14 protein-coding genes and 1 tRNA gene are annotated in these 17,081 nt (G+C 62.2%); 8 read left to right on the plus strand and 7 right to left on the minus strand.

Annotated features, from left to right (window positions below):
* Positions 1–1,080: an amidohydrolase family protein gene (locus tag M2336_RS12965; protein WP_264572857.1), complete on the plus strand. Its 1,080-nt coding sequence runs from the start codon at positions 1–3 to the stop codon at positions 1,078–1,080.
* Positions 1,081–1,285: 205 nt separating this feature from the next.
* Positions 1,286–2,200: a cation diffusion facilitator family transporter gene (locus M2336_RS12970; RefSeq protein WP_264572858.1), complete on the plus strand. Its 915-nt coding sequence runs from the start codon at positions 1,286–1,288 to the stop codon at positions 2,198–2,200.
* A gap of 22 nt (positions 2,201–2,222) precedes the next feature.
* On the opposite strand, the gene M2336_RS12975 is transcribed toward M2336_RS12970, so the two are convergent.
* Complete coding sequence (locus tag M2336_RS12975; protein ID WP_264574874.1) at positions 2,223–3,110, minus strand: LysR family transcriptional regulator; 888 nt, start codon at positions 3,108–3,110, stop codon at positions 2,223–2,225.
* Between the two features lie 138 nt (positions 3,111–3,248).
* On the opposite strand from M2336_RS12975, the gene M2336_RS12980 reads away from it, so the two are divergent.
* The 4 genes from M2336_RS12980 (at position 3,249) to M2336_RS12995 (ending at position 12,046) form a co-directional block, all read left to right on the plus strand.
* Positions 3,249–5,609, plus strand: a complete 2,361-nt coding sequence (locus M2336_RS12980; protein ID WP_264572859.1) for a TonB-dependent receptor — start codon at positions 3,249–3,251, stop codon at positions 5,607–5,609.
* Positions 5,610–5,793: 184 nt separating this feature from the next.
* Entirely contained in the window at positions 5,794–8,079 is a 2,286-nt protein-coding gene (locus tag M2336_RS12985; RefSeq protein ID WP_264572860.1) for an arylsulfatase, read from the plus strand.
* Positions 8,080–8,095: 16 nt separating this feature from the next.
* The gene (locus tag M2336_RS12990; protein WP_264572861.1) at positions 8,096–10,396 is read left to right on the plus strand and encodes an arylsulfatase; all 2,301 of its coding nucleotides are present in this window, start codon (positions 8,096–8,098) and stop codon (positions 10,394–10,396) included.
* A 69-nt stretch (positions 10,397–10,465) separates the two neighbouring features.
* Positions 10,466–12,046 carry a sulfatase gene (locus tag M2336_RS12995; protein WP_264572862.1) on the plus strand — a complete coding sequence of 527 codons (1,581 nt, stop codon included), beginning with the start codon at positions 10,466–10,468 and terminating at the stop codon, positions 12,044–12,046.
* A gap of 225 nt (positions 12,047–12,271) precedes the next feature.
* Here M2336_RS12995 and M2336_RS13000 read toward each other — a convergent pair whose 3' ends face one another.
* A complete protein-coding gene (locus M2336_RS13000) occupies positions 12,272–13,090 on the minus strand; it encodes a WecB/TagA/CpsF family glycosyltransferase (protein WP_264593047.1) in 819 nt (272 codons plus the stop codon).
* Positions 13,091–13,267: 177 nt separating this feature from the next.
* Between M2336_RS13000 and M2336_RS13005 the strand changes: the two genes are divergently transcribed.
* Positions 13,268–13,344, plus strand: a tRNA-Arg gene (locus M2336_RS13005).
* Between the two features lie 14 nt (positions 13,345–13,358).
* On the opposite strand, the gene M2336_RS13010 is transcribed toward M2336_RS13005, so the two are convergent.
* The 4 genes from M2336_RS13010 to M2336_RS13025 form a co-directional block, all read right to left on the minus strand.
* A complete protein-coding gene (locus M2336_RS13010) occupies positions 13,359–13,844 on the minus strand; it encodes a DUF1178 family protein (RefSeq protein WP_264572864.1) in 486 nt (161 codons plus the stop codon).
* Positions 13,841–14,665 (minus strand): carbon-nitrogen hydrolase family protein, encoded by an 825-nt coding sequence (locus M2336_RS13015; protein WP_264593048.1) that lies wholly within the window; start codon positions 14,663–14,665, stop codon positions 13,841–13,843. Before M2336_RS13015 ends, M2336_RS13010 begins: the two co-directional genes overlap by 4 nt.
* Positions 14,666–14,679: 14 nt before the next feature.
* The gene (gene grxC, locus M2336_RS13020; RefSeq protein WP_181559704.1) at positions 14,680–14,937 is read right to left on the minus strand and encodes a glutaredoxin 3; all 258 of its coding nucleotides are present in this window, start codon (positions 14,935–14,937) and stop codon (positions 14,680–14,682) included.
* A gap of 61 nt (positions 14,938–14,998) precedes the next feature.
* Positions 14,999–15,757: a ComF family protein gene (locus M2336_RS13025; protein WP_264572866.1), complete on the minus strand. Its 759-nt coding sequence runs from the start codon at positions 15,755–15,757 to the stop codon at positions 14,999–15,001.
* A 42-nt stretch (positions 15,758–15,799) separates the two neighbouring features.
* Here M2336_RS13025 and M2336_RS13030 point away from each other — a divergent pair, with 42 nt between their 5' ends.
* On the plus strand, positions 15,800–16,660 hold the full coding sequence (locus M2336_RS13030) for a class I SAM-dependent methyltransferase (protein ID WP_264572867.1): 861 nt from the start codon (positions 15,800–15,802) through the stop codon (positions 16,658–16,660).
* A 3-nt stretch (positions 16,661–16,663) separates the two neighbouring features.
* On the opposite strand, the gene M2336_RS13035 is transcribed toward M2336_RS13030, so the two are convergent.
* Positions 16,664–17,074: a (deoxy)nucleoside triphosphate pyrophosphohydrolase gene (locus M2336_RS13035; protein WP_264572868.1), complete on the minus strand. Its 411-nt coding sequence runs from the start codon at positions 17,072–17,074 to the stop codon at positions 16,664–16,666.
* Positions 17,075–17,081: the final 7 nt, after the last annotated feature.

Raw genomic sequence — 17,081 nt, forward strand, 5'->3', positions numbered from 1 at the left:
ATGACCCTGGAACGCAGAGATATTCTGACCGGCGCGGCGGGCCTCGGCCTTGCTGCTATGGCCAGCAGCGCCGGCGCACAGCGACGCGGCGGCGCGAAAGTGCCTGTCATCGACGTTCACACCCACAATTTCACCCCGCGCTGGGTGGAAATGCTGCGCAAGCACCCGGATGAAGACACTCGTCTCCTCGCCACGACGCCGGACGAAACAATCTCCTATCGTGGCGCGCCGATCGTGCGGCTGGCGCCGGATATGACCGACCTCGACATGCGCATCGCCGCCATGGACAAGGCCGGGGTCGATATCGCGATCATCAGCCTTACGGCGCCGAATGTGTTCTGGAGCACGCGCGAGGTTGCGATCCAGACCGCGCGCGAGGTGAATGACGACTTCGCGGCGGCGGAGAAGAAATATCCCGGCCGCATCAAATGGATGGCCTCGCTACCCTGGCAATATCCCGATGCCGCCATCGAGGAACTCGCGCGCGTGCGCGGCATGGGAGCCGCTGGCCTCTGCCTGATCACCAACATGGTCGGCATGCTGCCGGACAATGAGCATTTCCATCCGGTCTGGAAGGCGGTGGAGGAATCCGGCCTGCCGGCGTTCATTCACCCGACGGTGCCGATGGTCGACATCAAGAAGTGGGGCGTGGAATCTTTCGGCCTCGCCAACACCATCGGCTTCACCAGCGACACTGCGCTGGTGTATGCGCGCTTCATCCTCACAGGCTTCATGGACAAGTTCGAAGGGTTGAAGCTGATCGCCTGCCACGGCGGCGGCACGCTGCCCTACCTCATCGCACGGATGGACAAGATGTGGGAGAACACCACCAGCCGCCGGCTCGTCAACAAGCCGCCGAGCGCCTACTTCCGCAAATTCTGGTATGACGCGATCGTCTACGACCAGCCCACGCTCGAATTTCTTGTGAAGCAAGTCGGCGAGGACCGGGTGCTCTACGGCTCGGACTATCCCTTCTCCATCCAGGACATGGTCGGCGTGAAGGCAAGGGTCAGCGCGCTGCCGCCCGTGCAGCGGGACAAGATCCTGGGCACCAACGCGCAGCAGCTTTTCAAGATCTGAGCCACCGCGGCGAAAGCAAAACAGCGCAGGCCGCACCATTGGGTTGGTGCGGCCTGTTTCTTTTGGGTTGAGGCGGGCCGGCCTGGCGGCGCCATATCGGCAACCTTGCTGAGCTTGTTCGTTCTGTCGACATTATACGCGCGCTACGGCGCACGGATGGCGTAGGCAGAGAATGCCTACAAGCTGGCGATGGAAGGAGTCCCACATGGCGCATGATCATCACGGTGGTGGGCACGCCCATGATCATACCGCCGGGGCCAGCGCCCGGATGCTGGTCCTGGCTCTCATCCTCACCTCGATCTATCTCGTCGCGGAGGTGGTGGGCGCGTTTGTCTTCAACAGCCTCGCCCTGCTGTCCGACGCAGCGCACATGTTGACGGACGTGGCAGCGCTGGCGATCGCGCTGCTAGCCATCCGCATCGGTCGCAGGCCCGCCGATGACAAGCGGACGTTCGGCTATCGAAGGTTCGAGATTCTGGCGGCCGCGTTCAACGCGGTTCTGCTCTTCATGATCGCGATCTACGTCTTCACCGAAGCGATCTCGCGCTTCAACGCGCCGCAGGAGACGCAGTCCCTGGGCATGATGATCGTGGCGGCGATCGGGCTGGTCGTGAACCTTGTCTCGATGCGACTCCTCTCGGCCGGCAAGGACAAGAGCCTCAACGTGAAAGGGGCTTATCTGGAGGTATGGGCCGACATGATCGGCTCAATCGGGGTGATCGCGGGTGCCATTGCCATTCGCCTCACCGGGGCGACATGGATTGACCCGGCCGTGGCGATCGCGATCGGCCTGTGGGTCCTGCCGCGGACCTGGGTCCTCCTGCGCGATACCACCAACATCCTACTGGAAGGCACGCCCCAGGGGCTCGATCTGGGCGAGGTCCGCCGCGTTATCGCTGCCGTGCCGGGTGTCGCCGATGTCCACGATCTCCATGTCTGGTCGATGTCGAACGACGATATCAGCTGTACCTGTCATGTCACCCTGAGCGGGGAGGGGCGCGCGGATGCCATCCGCATGGCCGTGACCAAGGCCATCGCATCGCGCTTCGCCATTCACCATGTGACGGTGCAGACCGAAGCGCCCGATCTCGCCTGCGCGGAAGAGCATCGGCACGGATGAGAACGCGAGGCCCCCGACCGACTTAGAACATCTCCTGATCAAAGACTTTCCTGATCGAGCTCAAAACTCTCTTTTGAATATCATCTGAGCTTTTCTTGCTGCAGACGAACGTAATCCAGAACGTCGTTTGGTCACGAGATAATTTCACGATGTCACCACTCTCAACGGCAGAGCGGGCGTGATGATCGAGCAGGAACGTCTTGGCGCCCCTCTCAATGGCTTCCGCAATAATCTGGTCTGAAAAAACCTGAGACTGGATTATGTTGTGATTAAATTCGCGGGATTGAATTTCCTTGATGCAAATCTCGTTAACTCCGTGATTGGAGCTCGGAGTGACATAAGGCAAATCTTCGATGTTTATTTTTCCATCCACGCACATTTTATAAATGTTCGTAGGAACATAGACCGAGGCTAGAGATTTTTTGAGATAATGAAAATTCACCTGATCATTCTGCTGCACATATAATCTCGCGATGCAGAATGCACTGTGATTGGTGGAGATACGATTAACGATCTCCGTTGTCGATTCCAGAATCGTCAACCGCAATTTGCTCGGATAAACGGCTTCATTGATAATTTTTATTTTAGGCTTCACGAATGTTTCGAAGAAATAAGGCCTCGTTATAAATTCCAGATCCTCTTCGATACCTGCGTTCAATTTCGGCGACTGGATTTGCTTTTTAAGCTGAAGGGTTTCGTTCGCGAGTTTCAGCGTGCGCTGACCGCCGCTGGTTAGCTCCGGCGATTTTCCAGCCGCGCGGTCGAAGAGGGCCGCCCCGCACGCGCGTTCCAGAGCTTTTATCTGCTTGCTGACGGAGGCTTCGCTGATGTCGAGCTTATCCGCAGCCCGGCGGAATCCGCCGGCCTCCACCACCGCCAGAAAAATCTCGAGCTGTCTCGTCGTCGCCATACCCACACCACACCGATAACCAATTGGTTATCACGGTGATAGCCCGCCGGTACATTGCTTCTCAAGCGCTTTCCTCCGAACTGACGATCAACCGGCCCGCGAGAGGGGACGGATCAATGTTTATAAGGGGGAGGAATCGTGTCCAAGATTCGCACTTTACTCGTACGGGCCAGCGTCGTGGCTGTCGCATTATCTGCCGTCACGCCTGTTATGGCACAGGGACAAGCCACAATCGACAATAGCGCGCAGGAGGCCGATGGGGGCGTCGGCGATATTGTGGTGACCGCCCAGTTCCGCTCGCAGCGTCTTCAGGACACGCCGATCGCCATTACCGCGATGGATAGCGCGATGATGGAGTCGCGCAGCTATAACACCGTCACTGATCTTACGAACAGCGCGCCCAACGTCGTCTTGAAGCCGACGACCTCGGCCTTCGGCCCTGGCGCGGCGATCTATGTGCGCGGTGTCGGACAGGCGGATACCAACTTCGCTTATGAGCCGGGCGTGGGCCTGTATGTCGACGATGTCTATCATGGCACGGTCTTCGGTTCTCAACTGGACCTGCTCGATCTCGAGCGGGTGGAGATCCTGCGCGGGCCACAGGGAACGCTGGCGGGCAAGAACTCCATCGGCGGGGCAGTCAAGCTCTTCACCAAGAAACCCTCGGGCGAAGGCGGCTTCATCGAGGCCACGACGGGGAGCTTCGACCGCCTCGACTTGCGCGGTGCAGGCGATTTCGCGCTCGTGCCGGATCGGCTCTTCGTGCGTGTATCGGGCGCCACGCGCAGCAAGAAGGGGTATCTCGACCGGCTGGATTTCGGATGCGTCTACCCGAATAACGGGGTATTCACGGCCTCTGCCGCGGTGGGCAAAGATTGCGTGATCGGACAGGAAGGCGGCACGAAGTACACCGCCGGGCGTGTTGCTTTGCGCTGGGTCGCCAGTGACGACATCGAGGTCAATGTGGCGGCCAGCCGTTTGGTGGACGACTCAGAACCGAGCGCAACCAAGCTGCTCGCGATTACGGTTGCGCCGACGCTGACGCCCGGCATCACCAACCGCAACGTCTTCATCACCGGACCGGAATCGTACACAAACTACGCGAATTACACGACGCCCGCATTCACCGATGCCGGCGGCAGCCACAATACGGTCGTGTGGCAGCCTAATACGCGTCTTCGCACTTGGGAAGTCTCTGGCTCGATCGACTGGAAGCTCGGCCCTGATCTGGCTCTGAAGTCGATCACCTCGTATCAAAGCATATCCGGCCGTTATGGCACGGATTTTGACACGACGCCCTATGGCATCAACACCAACAACATCACCAATACCCATCACCAGTTCACCCAGGAACTGCGCCTCAATGGCACGAGCATTTCGGGGCTGCTGGATTGGACGCTGGGCGGCTATTATTATAAGGCCACCAGCTATATTGAGGGCGGCAGCATCATTGCGCCCGGGGCGGCAACCTCTTCCGTTTTCTATTCGGATGACACCATTCCGGCACGCAGCGTTTCCGGCTTTGCCCATGTCACGGCGCATCTCACGGATCGCCTCAACCTGACCGGCGGTATTCGCTACACCGACGACAAGAAGGACTATAACTTCCGTCGCTTCAACCCGTTCAACACGAGCCAGGTGAGCTATACCGCACAGCGCCTGATCGACGGTGCGGTGGGCAGTTACAGCGGCAAACGCTGGGATTATCGCGCCAATATCGATTATCGCCTGACCGACGATCTGATGGTGTTCGCGCAATATTCCACGGGCTTCCGCGGTGGTGGCGTCAATCCGCGGCCGTTCGTCATCCAGCAGGTGGTGCCGTTCAATCCTGAATCGCTGGAAGCCTATGAAATCGGCTTCAAGAGCGATATGCTGAATCGCGCTGTCCGGTTGAATGCGTCTGCCTTCATCAACAATTACAAGGACATCATCTTCTCGAACACGGCGCCAACCGTTGTGAACGGGGTTGTCCTGACACCGCAAAACGCGACCCCCACCAATGCCGGCGACGCCCGGTTCAAGGGGTTCGAGGCGGAACTGACCGTCAATCCGCTCCGTGGCCTGTCGTTCGACGGCAGTGTCAGCTACCTCGATTTCCAGCTCACGAAGCTGGGCGCGGCGGGCGCCACGATTGCCGGAATCACGCTCAATTCGATCGCGCCTTTCGTGACCGAGTGGAAGGTCAGCGCTGGTGCGCAATATGAGATCCTCGTCGGGAACGCGGGCACGCTGACCCCGCGCCTCGATCTCGCCTATCAGTCGTCCTTCTACACCAATTCGGACAATAACCCGGCCTCCCTGGTGCCGGCCTATACGATGCTGAATGGTCGACTGACCTGGCAGTCCGCCGATGAGGATTGGAAGGTCTCGCTCGCCGTGACCAACCTCACCGACAAGTTCTACTACCAGAACAAGACACGCCTGCCGATCGGCCTCGTCATCGGGACGCCCGGCGCGCCGCGTGAATGGTCGCTCACCGTCAGGCGGGCGTTCTGATCCGTTCCTGCCGCCCGGACACGCGCCGGGCGGCAGGGAATATGAGGGTTTTCCTGATGCAACTGATCGGCGGAACAACATTCACGATGGGGTCTGACGATCACGATCCGGAAGAAGCGCCGGCCCGGAAAGTGAGCGTTCGCTGCGCGCGGAATGCGTGAGCCAGAATAAGAGGACTACCCCAATGTCGCCCCGCTCTGCCAAGCTCCGCCTCTCTCTCCTTGTCGCCTCATTGCCGGTCCTGACCATGCAACCGGTGCCGGCCGTCGCGGCCGATGAGCCGGCGCAAACATGGCAGGCCTATCCCAAGGAGCCGGTCGCTCCCAAGGACGCACCCAATGTGCTGCTAATCATGACCGACGATGTCGGCTTCGGCGCAGCCTCGACCTTTGGCGGACCTGTCCCCACGCCGGCCTTCGATGCCCTGGCGCAGAGCGGACTGCGCTACAATGCCTTCCACACGACGGCGATGTGTTCCCCGACCCGCGCCGCACTGCTGACCGGGCGCAATCATCATGCGGTGGGGAGCGGATCGATTGCCGATGTGTCGCTCGATGCGCCCGGTTATACGTCCGTCATTCCGAAGAGCGCGGCGACCATCGCCCAGGTGCTCAAGATGAACGGGTATGACACCAGCTTCGTGGGCAAAAATCACAATACTCCCGTGTGGGAGAACACCCCGGTCGGGCCGTTCGACAATTGGCCCAACGGCATGGGCTTCGATTATTTCTACGGGTTCAACGCGCCCTATGCCGATCAATTCAATCCCGCCTTGATCGAGAACCGCAACACGGTGCGGGCGCCAGAGGACCCCGATTACATTCTGGATCGGGATCTTGCCGACAAGCTGATCCACTGGATTGACGTGCAGCATAACCTGCGGCCGGAGCATCCCTTCTTCGCCTATTTCGCCTCTGGCTCGACGCATGCGCCGCATCAGGCACCGCCCGAGTGGATCGCGCGCTTCAGAGGCCAGTTCGATCAGGGATGGGACGTGCTGCGCCAGCAGACCTTCGAGCGGCAGAAACGGCAGGGCATCATTCCGGCCAACGCTCAGCTCTCTCCGCGCCCGGAGCAGATTCCGGCGTGGGATCAGGTCAGCCCCGAAGTTCAGCGCGCTTACGCGAAGCAGATGGAAGTGGCCGCAGCGCAGCTCGCTTTCTTCGATTTCCAGATCGGGCGCGTGCTCGATACGCTGCGGCAGAACGGCCAGCTCGACAATACCATGGTCGTCTACATCCAGGGCGACAATGGCGCGAGCGAGGAAGACCTGCGCGGCAGTGCGGACCTGCTCCGGGTCATTGCGGGAAATCCGACGACCGACCAAGACCTGATTGCCGCGATGGGCGACTATGGTGGCCCCAAATCCTTCGGCACTTATCCGGCCGGCTGGGCCTGGGCGACCAACGCGCCGTTCCAGTGGGGCAAGCGCGTCGCGTCGCATCTGGGCGGCCTGCGCGATGGGATGGTGGTGAGCTGGCCGGCGGGGATCAAGAAGGGCGGGGCGATCCGCCAGCAATTCACCCACGTCATCGACGTCGCGCCGACCATTTTCGAGGCCGCAGGCGTTTCCGCGCCCGACGTCGTGAACGGCGTCCAGCAGCAGCCGATCGATGGGACGAGCTTTCTCTACACGTTCAAGGATGCGGCGGCGCCAGAGCGGCATCGCGAACAATATTTCGAGATGCTGGGCAACCGGGCCTATTACAAGGATGGCTGGATGGCATCGACCCTGCCGGGACGGGCCCCCTGGGATGGGGCAGCCAAGACGCAGCCGGCCGATTTCAAATGGGCGCTCTACAACCTTCGGAGCGACTGGTCTCAGACGGAGGATGTCTCCTCCCAACATCCCGCGAAACTGGAAGAGCTCAAAGCGGATTTCGACGCCGCCGCGCGTCGATACGCCGTCTACCCCCTGAATGCCGACCTTCATACGCGGATGGCGCCGCAGTTCCGGCCGTCTTTGCTCGGGCAGAGGACCAGCTTCACTTACTACCCCGGCGATACGCGGTATACGAACTACGCTTTCCCAATGGTCGCCGCCGGCTGGACCGTGACCGCCGACGTATCGACTGCGGGCCCAAGCTCCAGTGGGCCGATCTACGTGCAGGGGGACCATTTTGGCGGCATGGCGCTGGTGCTGAACGCAGGACGCCCCACCTTCATCGTGAATCCCGGGAGTGCCGGGACGCCGGTGGAGATTTCTCTCCAAGATGCGCTGCCAGCGGGGCGTTACAAGATTGCGGTAGATTTCGAACCCGTCCCTGCAGGCGGTACTACCGTACGCCTCAGGGTCGACGGCGCCGAGGTCGCGTCCACGGCGGTAAGCCAGGCTCTCCGCGGCCGTGGCGATGCCTATATCGGGCGCGCCGGGACGGCGCCGCTCTCCTACACCCCGTCCGTGGCGCCAGTCGCAAGCCGCTGCACCTGCGACATCGCATCCGTCACGATCAGCAAGAACGCCCGGTAACCAGGAAAGACCGATCATGCCCATGAAATCCCGTATCGCCCGCATCGCAGGATCGACGGCGCTCTCGCTCCTGGTCCTGGCCCACGCCGGCACAGCGATGGCGAAAGAGCCCGCAGATCGCACGCAAGCGCCGGAATGGCGCTATTATCCCAAGGCACCGAGCGCCCCCAAGGGCGCGCCGAATGTGCTGCTGATCATGACCGACGATGTAGGCTTCGGGTCGGCAAGCACCTTCGGCGGCCTGATCCCGACGCCGACCTTCGACGCCCTTGCCAAGCGGGGCCTGCGGTACAATGAGTTCCATACGACCGCGATGTGCTCGCCCACCCGCGCGGCTCTCCTCACCGGCCGGAATGCCCATGCCGTCGCGTCGGGCTCGATCACCAATGTCGCCATCGATGAGCCGGGCTATACCTCTGTCATGCCCAAAAGCGCGGCGACCATCGCGCGCGTGCTGCGCGACAATGGCTATGACACGGCGTTCTTCGGCAAGAACCACAACACGCCGGTCTGGGAAACCGGGCCGATGGGCCCCTTCGATCGCTGGCCCAGCGGGATGGGCTTCGACTATTTCTACGGCTTCAACGCTGCCGCCAGCGACCAGTTTCGCCCCGAGCTGATCGAGAACCGCAACGCCATCGAGCCTCCCAAGGATGGCGATTACATTTTCGACAAGGACATGACCAACCATCTGGTGGACTGGTTGCGGGTGAAGTGGAGCCAGAAGCCCGACAATCCCTTCTTTGTCTATCTCTCCCCCGGCACCATGCACTCGCCGCATCAGGCGCCGGCAGAATGGATCGCGCGTTTCAAGGGGCGTTTCGACATGGGCTGGGATGTCATGCGCCAGCAGATCTTCGACCGGCAGAAGCAGTCAGGCACGATCCCGGCCAATGCGGTTCTGACGCCCCGGCCCGATGCGGTGCCGGCCTGGGACAGCCTCAGTCCGGAGGCCAAGCGGACCTATGCCCATCAGATGGAGGTGGCGGCCGCGCAGCTTGCCTATTTCGATGACCAGCTGGGCCGGGTGATCCGCGAGATCGAGGCCAATGGCCAGCTCGACAACACCATGATCATTTATCTGCAGGGCGACAATGGCGCCAGCATGGATAGCCGGCGCGGCGCGGTGCAGGAGTTGCAGAGCCTGATCGGGATTGAGCCCACCGAAGCGGAACTGATCGAAACATCGGACCAGAACGGAACCCCGCATAGCTACTCGAACTACAATGCCGGCTGGGCATGGGCGCAGAACGCACCCTTTCCCTGGGGCAAGCAGATCGCCTCGCATCTCGGCGGGCTACGCGATGGGCTGGTCATCAGCTGGCCTCAGCGCATCAAGGCGACCGGGCAGGTCCGTAGCCAGTTCCACCATGTGATCGATATCGCGCCGACGATCTATGAGGCAGCCGGCGTCGTGCCGCCGACGAAGGTCGATGGCGTCGCGCAGCAGCCGATCGACGGCGTCAGCATGGTCTATAGCTTTGGCAATGCGGCCGCGCCCTCCACACGCCGCGCGCAATATTTCGAGATGCTGGGCAACCGCTCCTATTACAAGGATGGCTGGCTGGCCTCGACTACGCCGCCCCGCGCGCCCTTCGACCGCTCGACCACCCCGCTGGACCCGTCGACGTTCAAGTGGGAGCTCTACAACCTCACGCAGGACTATTCGCAGTCGCGCGATCTGGCCGCTCAGCATCCCCAGAAACTGGCCGAATTGCAGAAGGATTTTGAGGAGGCAGCACGGCGCTATCAGGTCAATCCGATCCAGGCTGACCTGATCGGGCGTGTGGGGGCGGGGAAGCGGCCCTCGCTCGTCGATGGTCGCAACCAGTTCACTTATTATCCGGGGCCAACCCGTTATCCGCAGGGGACGTTCCCGGCCCTCGGCATGGACTGGACCATGCGCGCCGCGATCACCACCGCGAGCCGGAACGCGAAAGGGCCGATCGTGATCATCGGCGATGAGGCCGGGGGCGGGGGCCTGATCATGCAGGATGGTCGCCCCACCTATCTCTACAACCCGAGCGGGCGGGAAGCCGAACGCGTGCGGCTGGAAGGCGAGCCAGTCTCCGTCGGGCGGCATGATGTCAGCATCTCGGTCACGGCGGCACCCAAGGTCGGCCCGCGCGCCGCGACGATCGCCATGATCGTGGATGGCAAGGTGGTGCAGTCGCAGGCCGTCGCAGTCTATTACCCGCTGCGGGGCAGCGGTGTGATCGGCCGGTACAATGTCCGCACCCTGCTGGAGAACATGGCCGAGCCGGCCATGTCCGAACTCGCGATCGACCGCGTCACCTTCGAGAAATCAGCCAAGTGAACTGAGAGGGAGGAGACGGCAGCCAGCTGCGGCCTCCCTTGTCCTGGCAGAAGTTAGGGTAACAAGTGCGTGAAAAAATTCATCAAAGCTTCCGCCGCCGCCTTCAAGGCCACCACAAGCGTGCTGGGCCTCTCGCTGATGCTGTGGGCACAACCGGGCGTCGCGCGAACCTATGATGCACCCAAGGCTCCGCCGAACATCGTCCTCGTCATACTGGACGATGTGGGCGTTGACGCAGTGTCCGACATGTATCCTGGCATGATCGATCGTCTCGTGGAGCAGTACGGACCCTCGGGGCTCAATCATCCGAATTACCGCGCGATCAAGGGGCGTCCGGCCTCCACCCCCGTGCTGGATCGTCTGGCGGGGGAGGGGCGCACTTTCACCAACGCCTGGGCGCAGCCTTTCTGCTCACCGACCCGCGCATCCATGCTCACGGGCCTCTATGCCCACAATACGGGACTGCGCGATTATGAGGATTGGCTGTCGCAAACGCAGCATTCCTTCGTGGAGGATCTGCAGGCCGCCGGCTACACATCCGCGGTGTTCGGCAAATGGCACATGGCTGGCCTTAACCAATATCCCGGCATGAAGCCCAAGGAAGCCGGTTTCGCGCTGTTCGAAGGGAATCTGAACGGAGCGATCACCGATTACTGGCATCATGATTATCAAGTGCAGGATTCTACCAGCCCTGACTCGGAATGGCGAACCGAGCCGGCGCCGGTCCGCTCGCTGCCGGGCATCGCTCCGACCAGTTTCGAGCCGGTCGTGCGGGCCGCCGATACGCTTAACTGGATCAGGCGCAACCAGGCTGAAACGCCGGACAAGCCGTGGTTCGCCTGGCTCGCGTTCAACATGGTCCATATCACGGCAGGGCCGCAGCCGTCGTTCGTACCGAATGCGGATACGCTCGATGCCAAGTCCCGCGCCGAGATCGAGGCTTGTGGCGGAAAGTTCGGCACCACGGAGCTCGGCAACTGCTCCCCGCCGGCCCTGAACCGGTCCTGGGTCAATTCGACCGATACGGTCCTCGGGATATTCCTCAAAGAGCTCAAGAAGCTCAGCCCGGACACCTATGTGATCATTCTGGGCGATAATGGCACGCCTATGTATGGCCGCCCGGCGGTCGATTTCATCGACAATATGTACCTGACGGCGAAGGGCAGGGCCAAGGGCACCGGTTATGAAAGTGGCATGCGGGTGCCACTGGTGATGCTGGGGCCGGACATCAAGCCGGGCTACAGCGATGCGCTGTCACACGTCGTCGATATCTACTCGACCGTCCTCGATCTGGCGCATGTGGCCCAGCCGGAGCAGGTTCCCAATCGCGCCGGGGACATGATTCCGCTGGACTCGGTGTCTCTCGCGCCTGTCCTCTTCGACGGAAAGGACAGCGTCCGTGACGAGGAGAAAGACTTCATCATATCCGAAACCGCAATCCCTTTGAAAGACAGGGAGCGGCAGGTCGCCATCCGCAACAAGCGCTATAAGCTGCTGTATATCAAGTCAGAAACGGGCAATCCCTCCTGCGCTTATTACGACCTCGCGAACGACCCGCTGGAAGAGTTTCCGATATCCAAAGCCGAGGTCGGCAGCCTGTTCGACGGGAGCATGAAGGGACTGAACATATCCTGTCAGGGCGGATCCTGATAATTTTGGCAGGCGTGCAGGATGACAGAATTTCGTCCTGCACGTTACCGCACTTGTCCGAAACCGCTTGGAGCGAGCGGACGCCCGACACGCGGGCATGACGGAATGGAACGGATCGGTTCAGATCGTCCCGGCGCGCGTGGGGGCAGAGCGTACCGACTCGTGAAGCGAACCCCACTGCCTTGGCACAAGTTCGATAATATATATTATGTTAAATCCATGCCGTCAGCCAGCAGTGGGTTGATCATTACGACCACCGATACCCGCCCCGTTATATCGCCCTAACCTGTCCCTCGTGATCAGCCAGAAAAATTCCAGATTGCGGGCGTAGCGCATGGCGTAGCGTCGTGGGTCGGATACGACGCGGTGAAACCATTCGAGACCGAGCTTGCGCATCCATACCGGCGCGCGCTTCACGACTTGCGCTTCGTAGTCAATTGTGGCGCCTACGCCCATGAAAAGCTTGACACCTGGCATGCGGTGCTTGTGGCGACTGATCCAGATTTCCTGCTTCGGGGCCCCCAAGCCCACCACCAGGCATGTCGCGCCTGAGCGGTTGATCATGTCGATCGCTGCGTCGCACTCGGCTGGGTCGTCGACGAAATTCATGGACGGACCATGCGCGCCCACGACGATTTGGCGCCCGGCCAAGCGATTGATCCGCTCCTGGGCCGCCTGAGCGACGCCCGGCTTCGCGCCGAGCAGGAACATCGTGACCTCGGGATTGTCGGCATGGTGGCGCCAGTATGCCGGCACGATGTCCGAGCCGCATGCTTTCTTCATCGGGCCTCGACCAGTGAAGACCACGCCAGCCTTCACATATTTGCTGTCGCAAGAGATGACGGTCGCGGCCGAATAGGCTTCGCGGAAGGCGGCATTGCGCTGGAGCTGATACAGGTGATCGACATTGGCGGTGAAGAGAACATCGTCATCCAGATTGGCGACAATTTCTTCGACTGACAGGTCATCGAGCCAGATGTTCAGCAGCCTGACTTTGCGCCACGTTTGGCCATTGGAGCGCTGGATTGTCCGGATATCCGTCATTCTGTTCCGCATTCGGGGATCTGAGGGAGTTTCCTCTTATAGATGGATATTGGGTTTGAAATGGTTAATCGCAGAGCATAACGGTTTTGCGAGGGCCGCCTTCGTTGGGCGCTCATGCGCGGTCCTGACAGCTTCCCGCATTGACGGGCGCGCTTCACGGTCATACTCGGGCAGTGGGCGCCCGTAGCTCAGCAGGATAGAGCATCAGATTCCTAATCTGGGGGCCACAGGTTCGAATCCTGTCGGGCGCACCACCCTCCAGCGCCGATCAGTTGACCTGATCGGGCGGGGCGATGGGGATCAGCAAGGGGGCGACGGGCAGCCCCTCTTCCAGCATCTCGCGGGTTTCCCTGGCGTTGGCCGTCCCATGGATCAACCGGCTCTCCGTTTCGCCATAATGCATCGCGCGGGCCTTGTCCGCAAAACGTTCGCCAACCCATTCAGATTGCCCGATCATTTCTGATTGAGCTTGGGCCAGCGCTGTCATCAACGCACCGATCCGCTCGGCATCCGCCTCGGACATGACTGGAATGGCACCCGCGCCCTCCGGCATGGCGAGATCGGTGCCAGGCGATGCTTTCTGGTTGCCCTTGGCCGCCACGGCGGGGGCCATCACCGCTTTCTCGATCCTGTCATCCCCGCAGGTGGGGCACTGCAACAGCCCCCCTCCCCGCTGGGTTTCATAGTCTGCGGATGACCGGAACCACACTTCGAAGACATGATCGTGGCCGCATTTAAGATCGAAGGAAATCACGAGAAAACAACGTCCTGAATAGACTTTCTATGAGCCAGTACCGGGATTTTCGAGCGGACCTCGGTAATGCGATCAAGGTCAAGATCCGCGAAATACAGTCCCGGCGCCTCCCCCGCATCGAGCAGTACTGTGCCCCAAGGGTCGATGACCAGACTGTGCCCGTAGGTCCGCCGACCATCCTCATGCAGCCCGCATTGGGCGCTCGCAATGACGAAGGCGGCGGATTCTATGGCGCGGGCACGCAGCAGCACATGCCAGTGCGCCTCGCCCGTCGGCACGGTGAAGGCGGCGGGCACCGAGATGATGTCCGCCCCGGCATTGCTCAGCGCACGGAAAAGGTCAGGAAAGCGCAGGTCGTAACAGATCGTGAGGCCGATCCCGCCCCACGGCGTTTGCACCAGAACCGCCTCGTGGCCGCTCTGGTACACGCTGGACTCGCGCCAGCGCTCGCCGCTCGGCAGATCAACGTCGAACAGGTGGATCTTGTCATAGCGCGCGCGGATCTCGCCGGCGGCGTCGATGACAAAGCCGCGGTTGAAACGTTTGCCGGTTTCCGGATCGCGCAGAGCCAGCGATCCGAGATGCACCCACAAGCCCGAAGCCTGCGCGGCCTCACGGACGGCGCGGAGCGTCTCATCCTCATCCTCGGTCGCAAGCGCGGCTTCTGATCGGGTGCGATCCTGATCGAGCAGGCCGCTCATTTCCGGCGTGAACAGCATGGCTGCGCCGCCGGCCGCTGCATCGTGCACCGCCGTGACCAGTGTCTCGCGATTGCGGGCCGGATCGATGCCGGCATTCATCTGCAAAATGGCGACGCGCACGGCGTTGGCCCCGGTCAGGCGTTCAGCAACGGGTCGAGCTTGCCGCTCCGTTCGAGCGCCATAAGATCGTCGCTGCCGCCAATATGCTGGCCATCAATGAAGATTTGCGGGAACGTGGCGCGGCCATTGGCGCGCTCGATCATCTCGGCGCGCTTCTCGCCGCCCATGGTCAGATCATATTCCTCAAAGTCGACGCCCTTCTCTCGCAGCAGCGCCGTTGCCCGCGCGCAATATCCGCAAAAGGCTCGCGTGTAGATTTCGACATGCGCCATGCGTGGGTGTTTCCCTTGTGATAAGTCTCAAGACCGGATGTCGTGCGCATGGAAACGAATGTCAATGTTCGCCCATGCCCACCCGCGTCCAGCACAGCACCTCAATCCGCCGCGCGCCCGCAGCCCGCAGCACGCGCGCGCAGGCGCTCGCGGTGGCGCCGGTCGTCCAGATATCGTCGATCAGGATCACATGGCGGTGTGCCAGACGCGCGGCTGCTCCGGGGGCAAGCGCGAAGGCGCCCTTCACGATCTTCCGCCGCTCCCGCCGGCTCAGCATATGCAGCGGCGGCGTCGCCTTCACGCGACGCAGAAGCTCCGGCTCCAGCACGCCGCCGGTCCGGCGGGCGATATGGCGGCCAATCAGCGCGGACTGATTGAACCCCCGAGACCAGAGTCGCCAGCGATGCAGCGGGACTGGCAGGAAGAGGGGTGGATCGGCTGATCCTGCGGCTTGGTCCAGCGCAACCAGTCGCGTCATATGCTCGGCCATGACCCGCGCGAGGCTGAGCCGCCGCCCGTATTTCAGGCGATGGGCCACGGTCCGTGCGATCTCGCCATAGGTCATGACGGCGCGCGCGCGATCATAGGGCGGTGGCTCGGAGAGGCAGGCCCCGCACGTCATGTCCCCGCCGAGCGGACCCGGCAGGTCGACCCCGCATGTCGCGCAGATCGGCTCGCCGATAAAATCGATGGACAGCCAACAGTCCGCGCAGAACGTCCCCACCGCGCCGACCACGACACCGCAGCCGGGGCATCGCGGCGGCAGCGCATAATCGAGCAGGGGCGCGAGTGCGGCCTGCAAAATCGTCCGAACGGCCATAAGCAGCTTGTTCCATGCATCGGGAGTCGGCACAAGCCCGGCATGACTGTCCCGGTGATCTTCAACGAGGCTTTGCGGGCCCAGCGCCGCGACCGCGCCGCTGGCAATTTCGCAGCGCATGACTTTTTGTACGCCGCGATGGCCGACGCCATGCTGGAACGACTGGATGACGTGACGCGTGCCTTCGAGTACGCACTCGTCATCGGCTGCCCGGACCGCCGCCTGATCGATGCCCTCGCCGCCCGGGGTTGCTCGGTAACGGCGGCCGATCCGGGCGCGCGGTTCGCGCAGGCCTGCGGCGGCGACATTATTCGAGAGGATGCCCTCCCCTACCCGTCGGAACGCTTCGACCTCATCCTGTGCTGCGGCACGCTCGATACGATCAACGACCTGCCGGGCGCCCTGATTGCCCTGCGCCGCGCGTTGCGGCCCGACGGTTTGCTCCTCCTGACGATGATCGGCGCGGGGTCGCTGGCGCGGCTCAAGGCGTCCCTGCTGGCGGCCGACGGGGAGCGGCCCGCCCAGCGCATTCATCCGCAGATCGACGTCCGCGCGCTCGGCGATCTGCTCGCCCGTGCCGGCTTCACCATGCCGGTGGCAGATAGCGACAGTCTGGACGTGCGCTATGGCTCGATCTTCAGCCTGATGGCAGATCTCCGCGGCATGGGCGCGGCGCAGTGCCTCGCCTCGCCGCCGCCGCCGCTGACGCGCGCAGGGCTGTTGCAAGCGGCTGCGCACTTCGCGCAGGCCGCTGACCCGGATGGGCGGACGCGGGAACGCTTCGTGGTCCTGCATGGCAGCGGTTGGGCGCCCGATCCGGATCAGCCCCCCCCTGCAAGGCGCGGCAGCGCGACGGTGTCGCTGGCGGAGGCTCTGCGCCCCTCCCGCGCCACCGAGACCTAGTCGCTAGAGCAGCGCGTCCAGCATTGCCGCGAGCGGTGCGTCGGCGGGGGGCATGTCGAGCGCGAACAGCTGGTGGGTGTGTAGCCAGCGGCTGTCCGGCGCTTCTGTCGGCTGAACGATGCCCTGCCATTTGCGGCAGACGTACAGCAAGAGGAGTAGTGGTCGCTCGCCGATCATGCCGGTCGCAAAGCTCGCTGGCGCGAGGCAGGCGGTTTCGGTCTCGATCGTGAGTTCTTCGCGCAGCTCGCGGATCAGCGCTGCTTCGGGGGTTTCATCGGGCTCGACCTTGCCGCCGGGAAACTCCCACAAGCCGCCCATCGCCTTTTCATGCGGGCGCTGCTGCACGAACACCCGGCCTTGCGCATCCACCAGCGCCGCGGCGACGACGACCAGTGGCGGTTTGCTTTGGTTCATTCCGGTC

Source organism: Sphingobium sp. B1D7B, assembly GCF_025961965.1.
GTDB lineage: Bacteria > Pseudomonadota > Alphaproteobacteria > Sphingomonadales > Sphingomonadaceae > Sphingobium.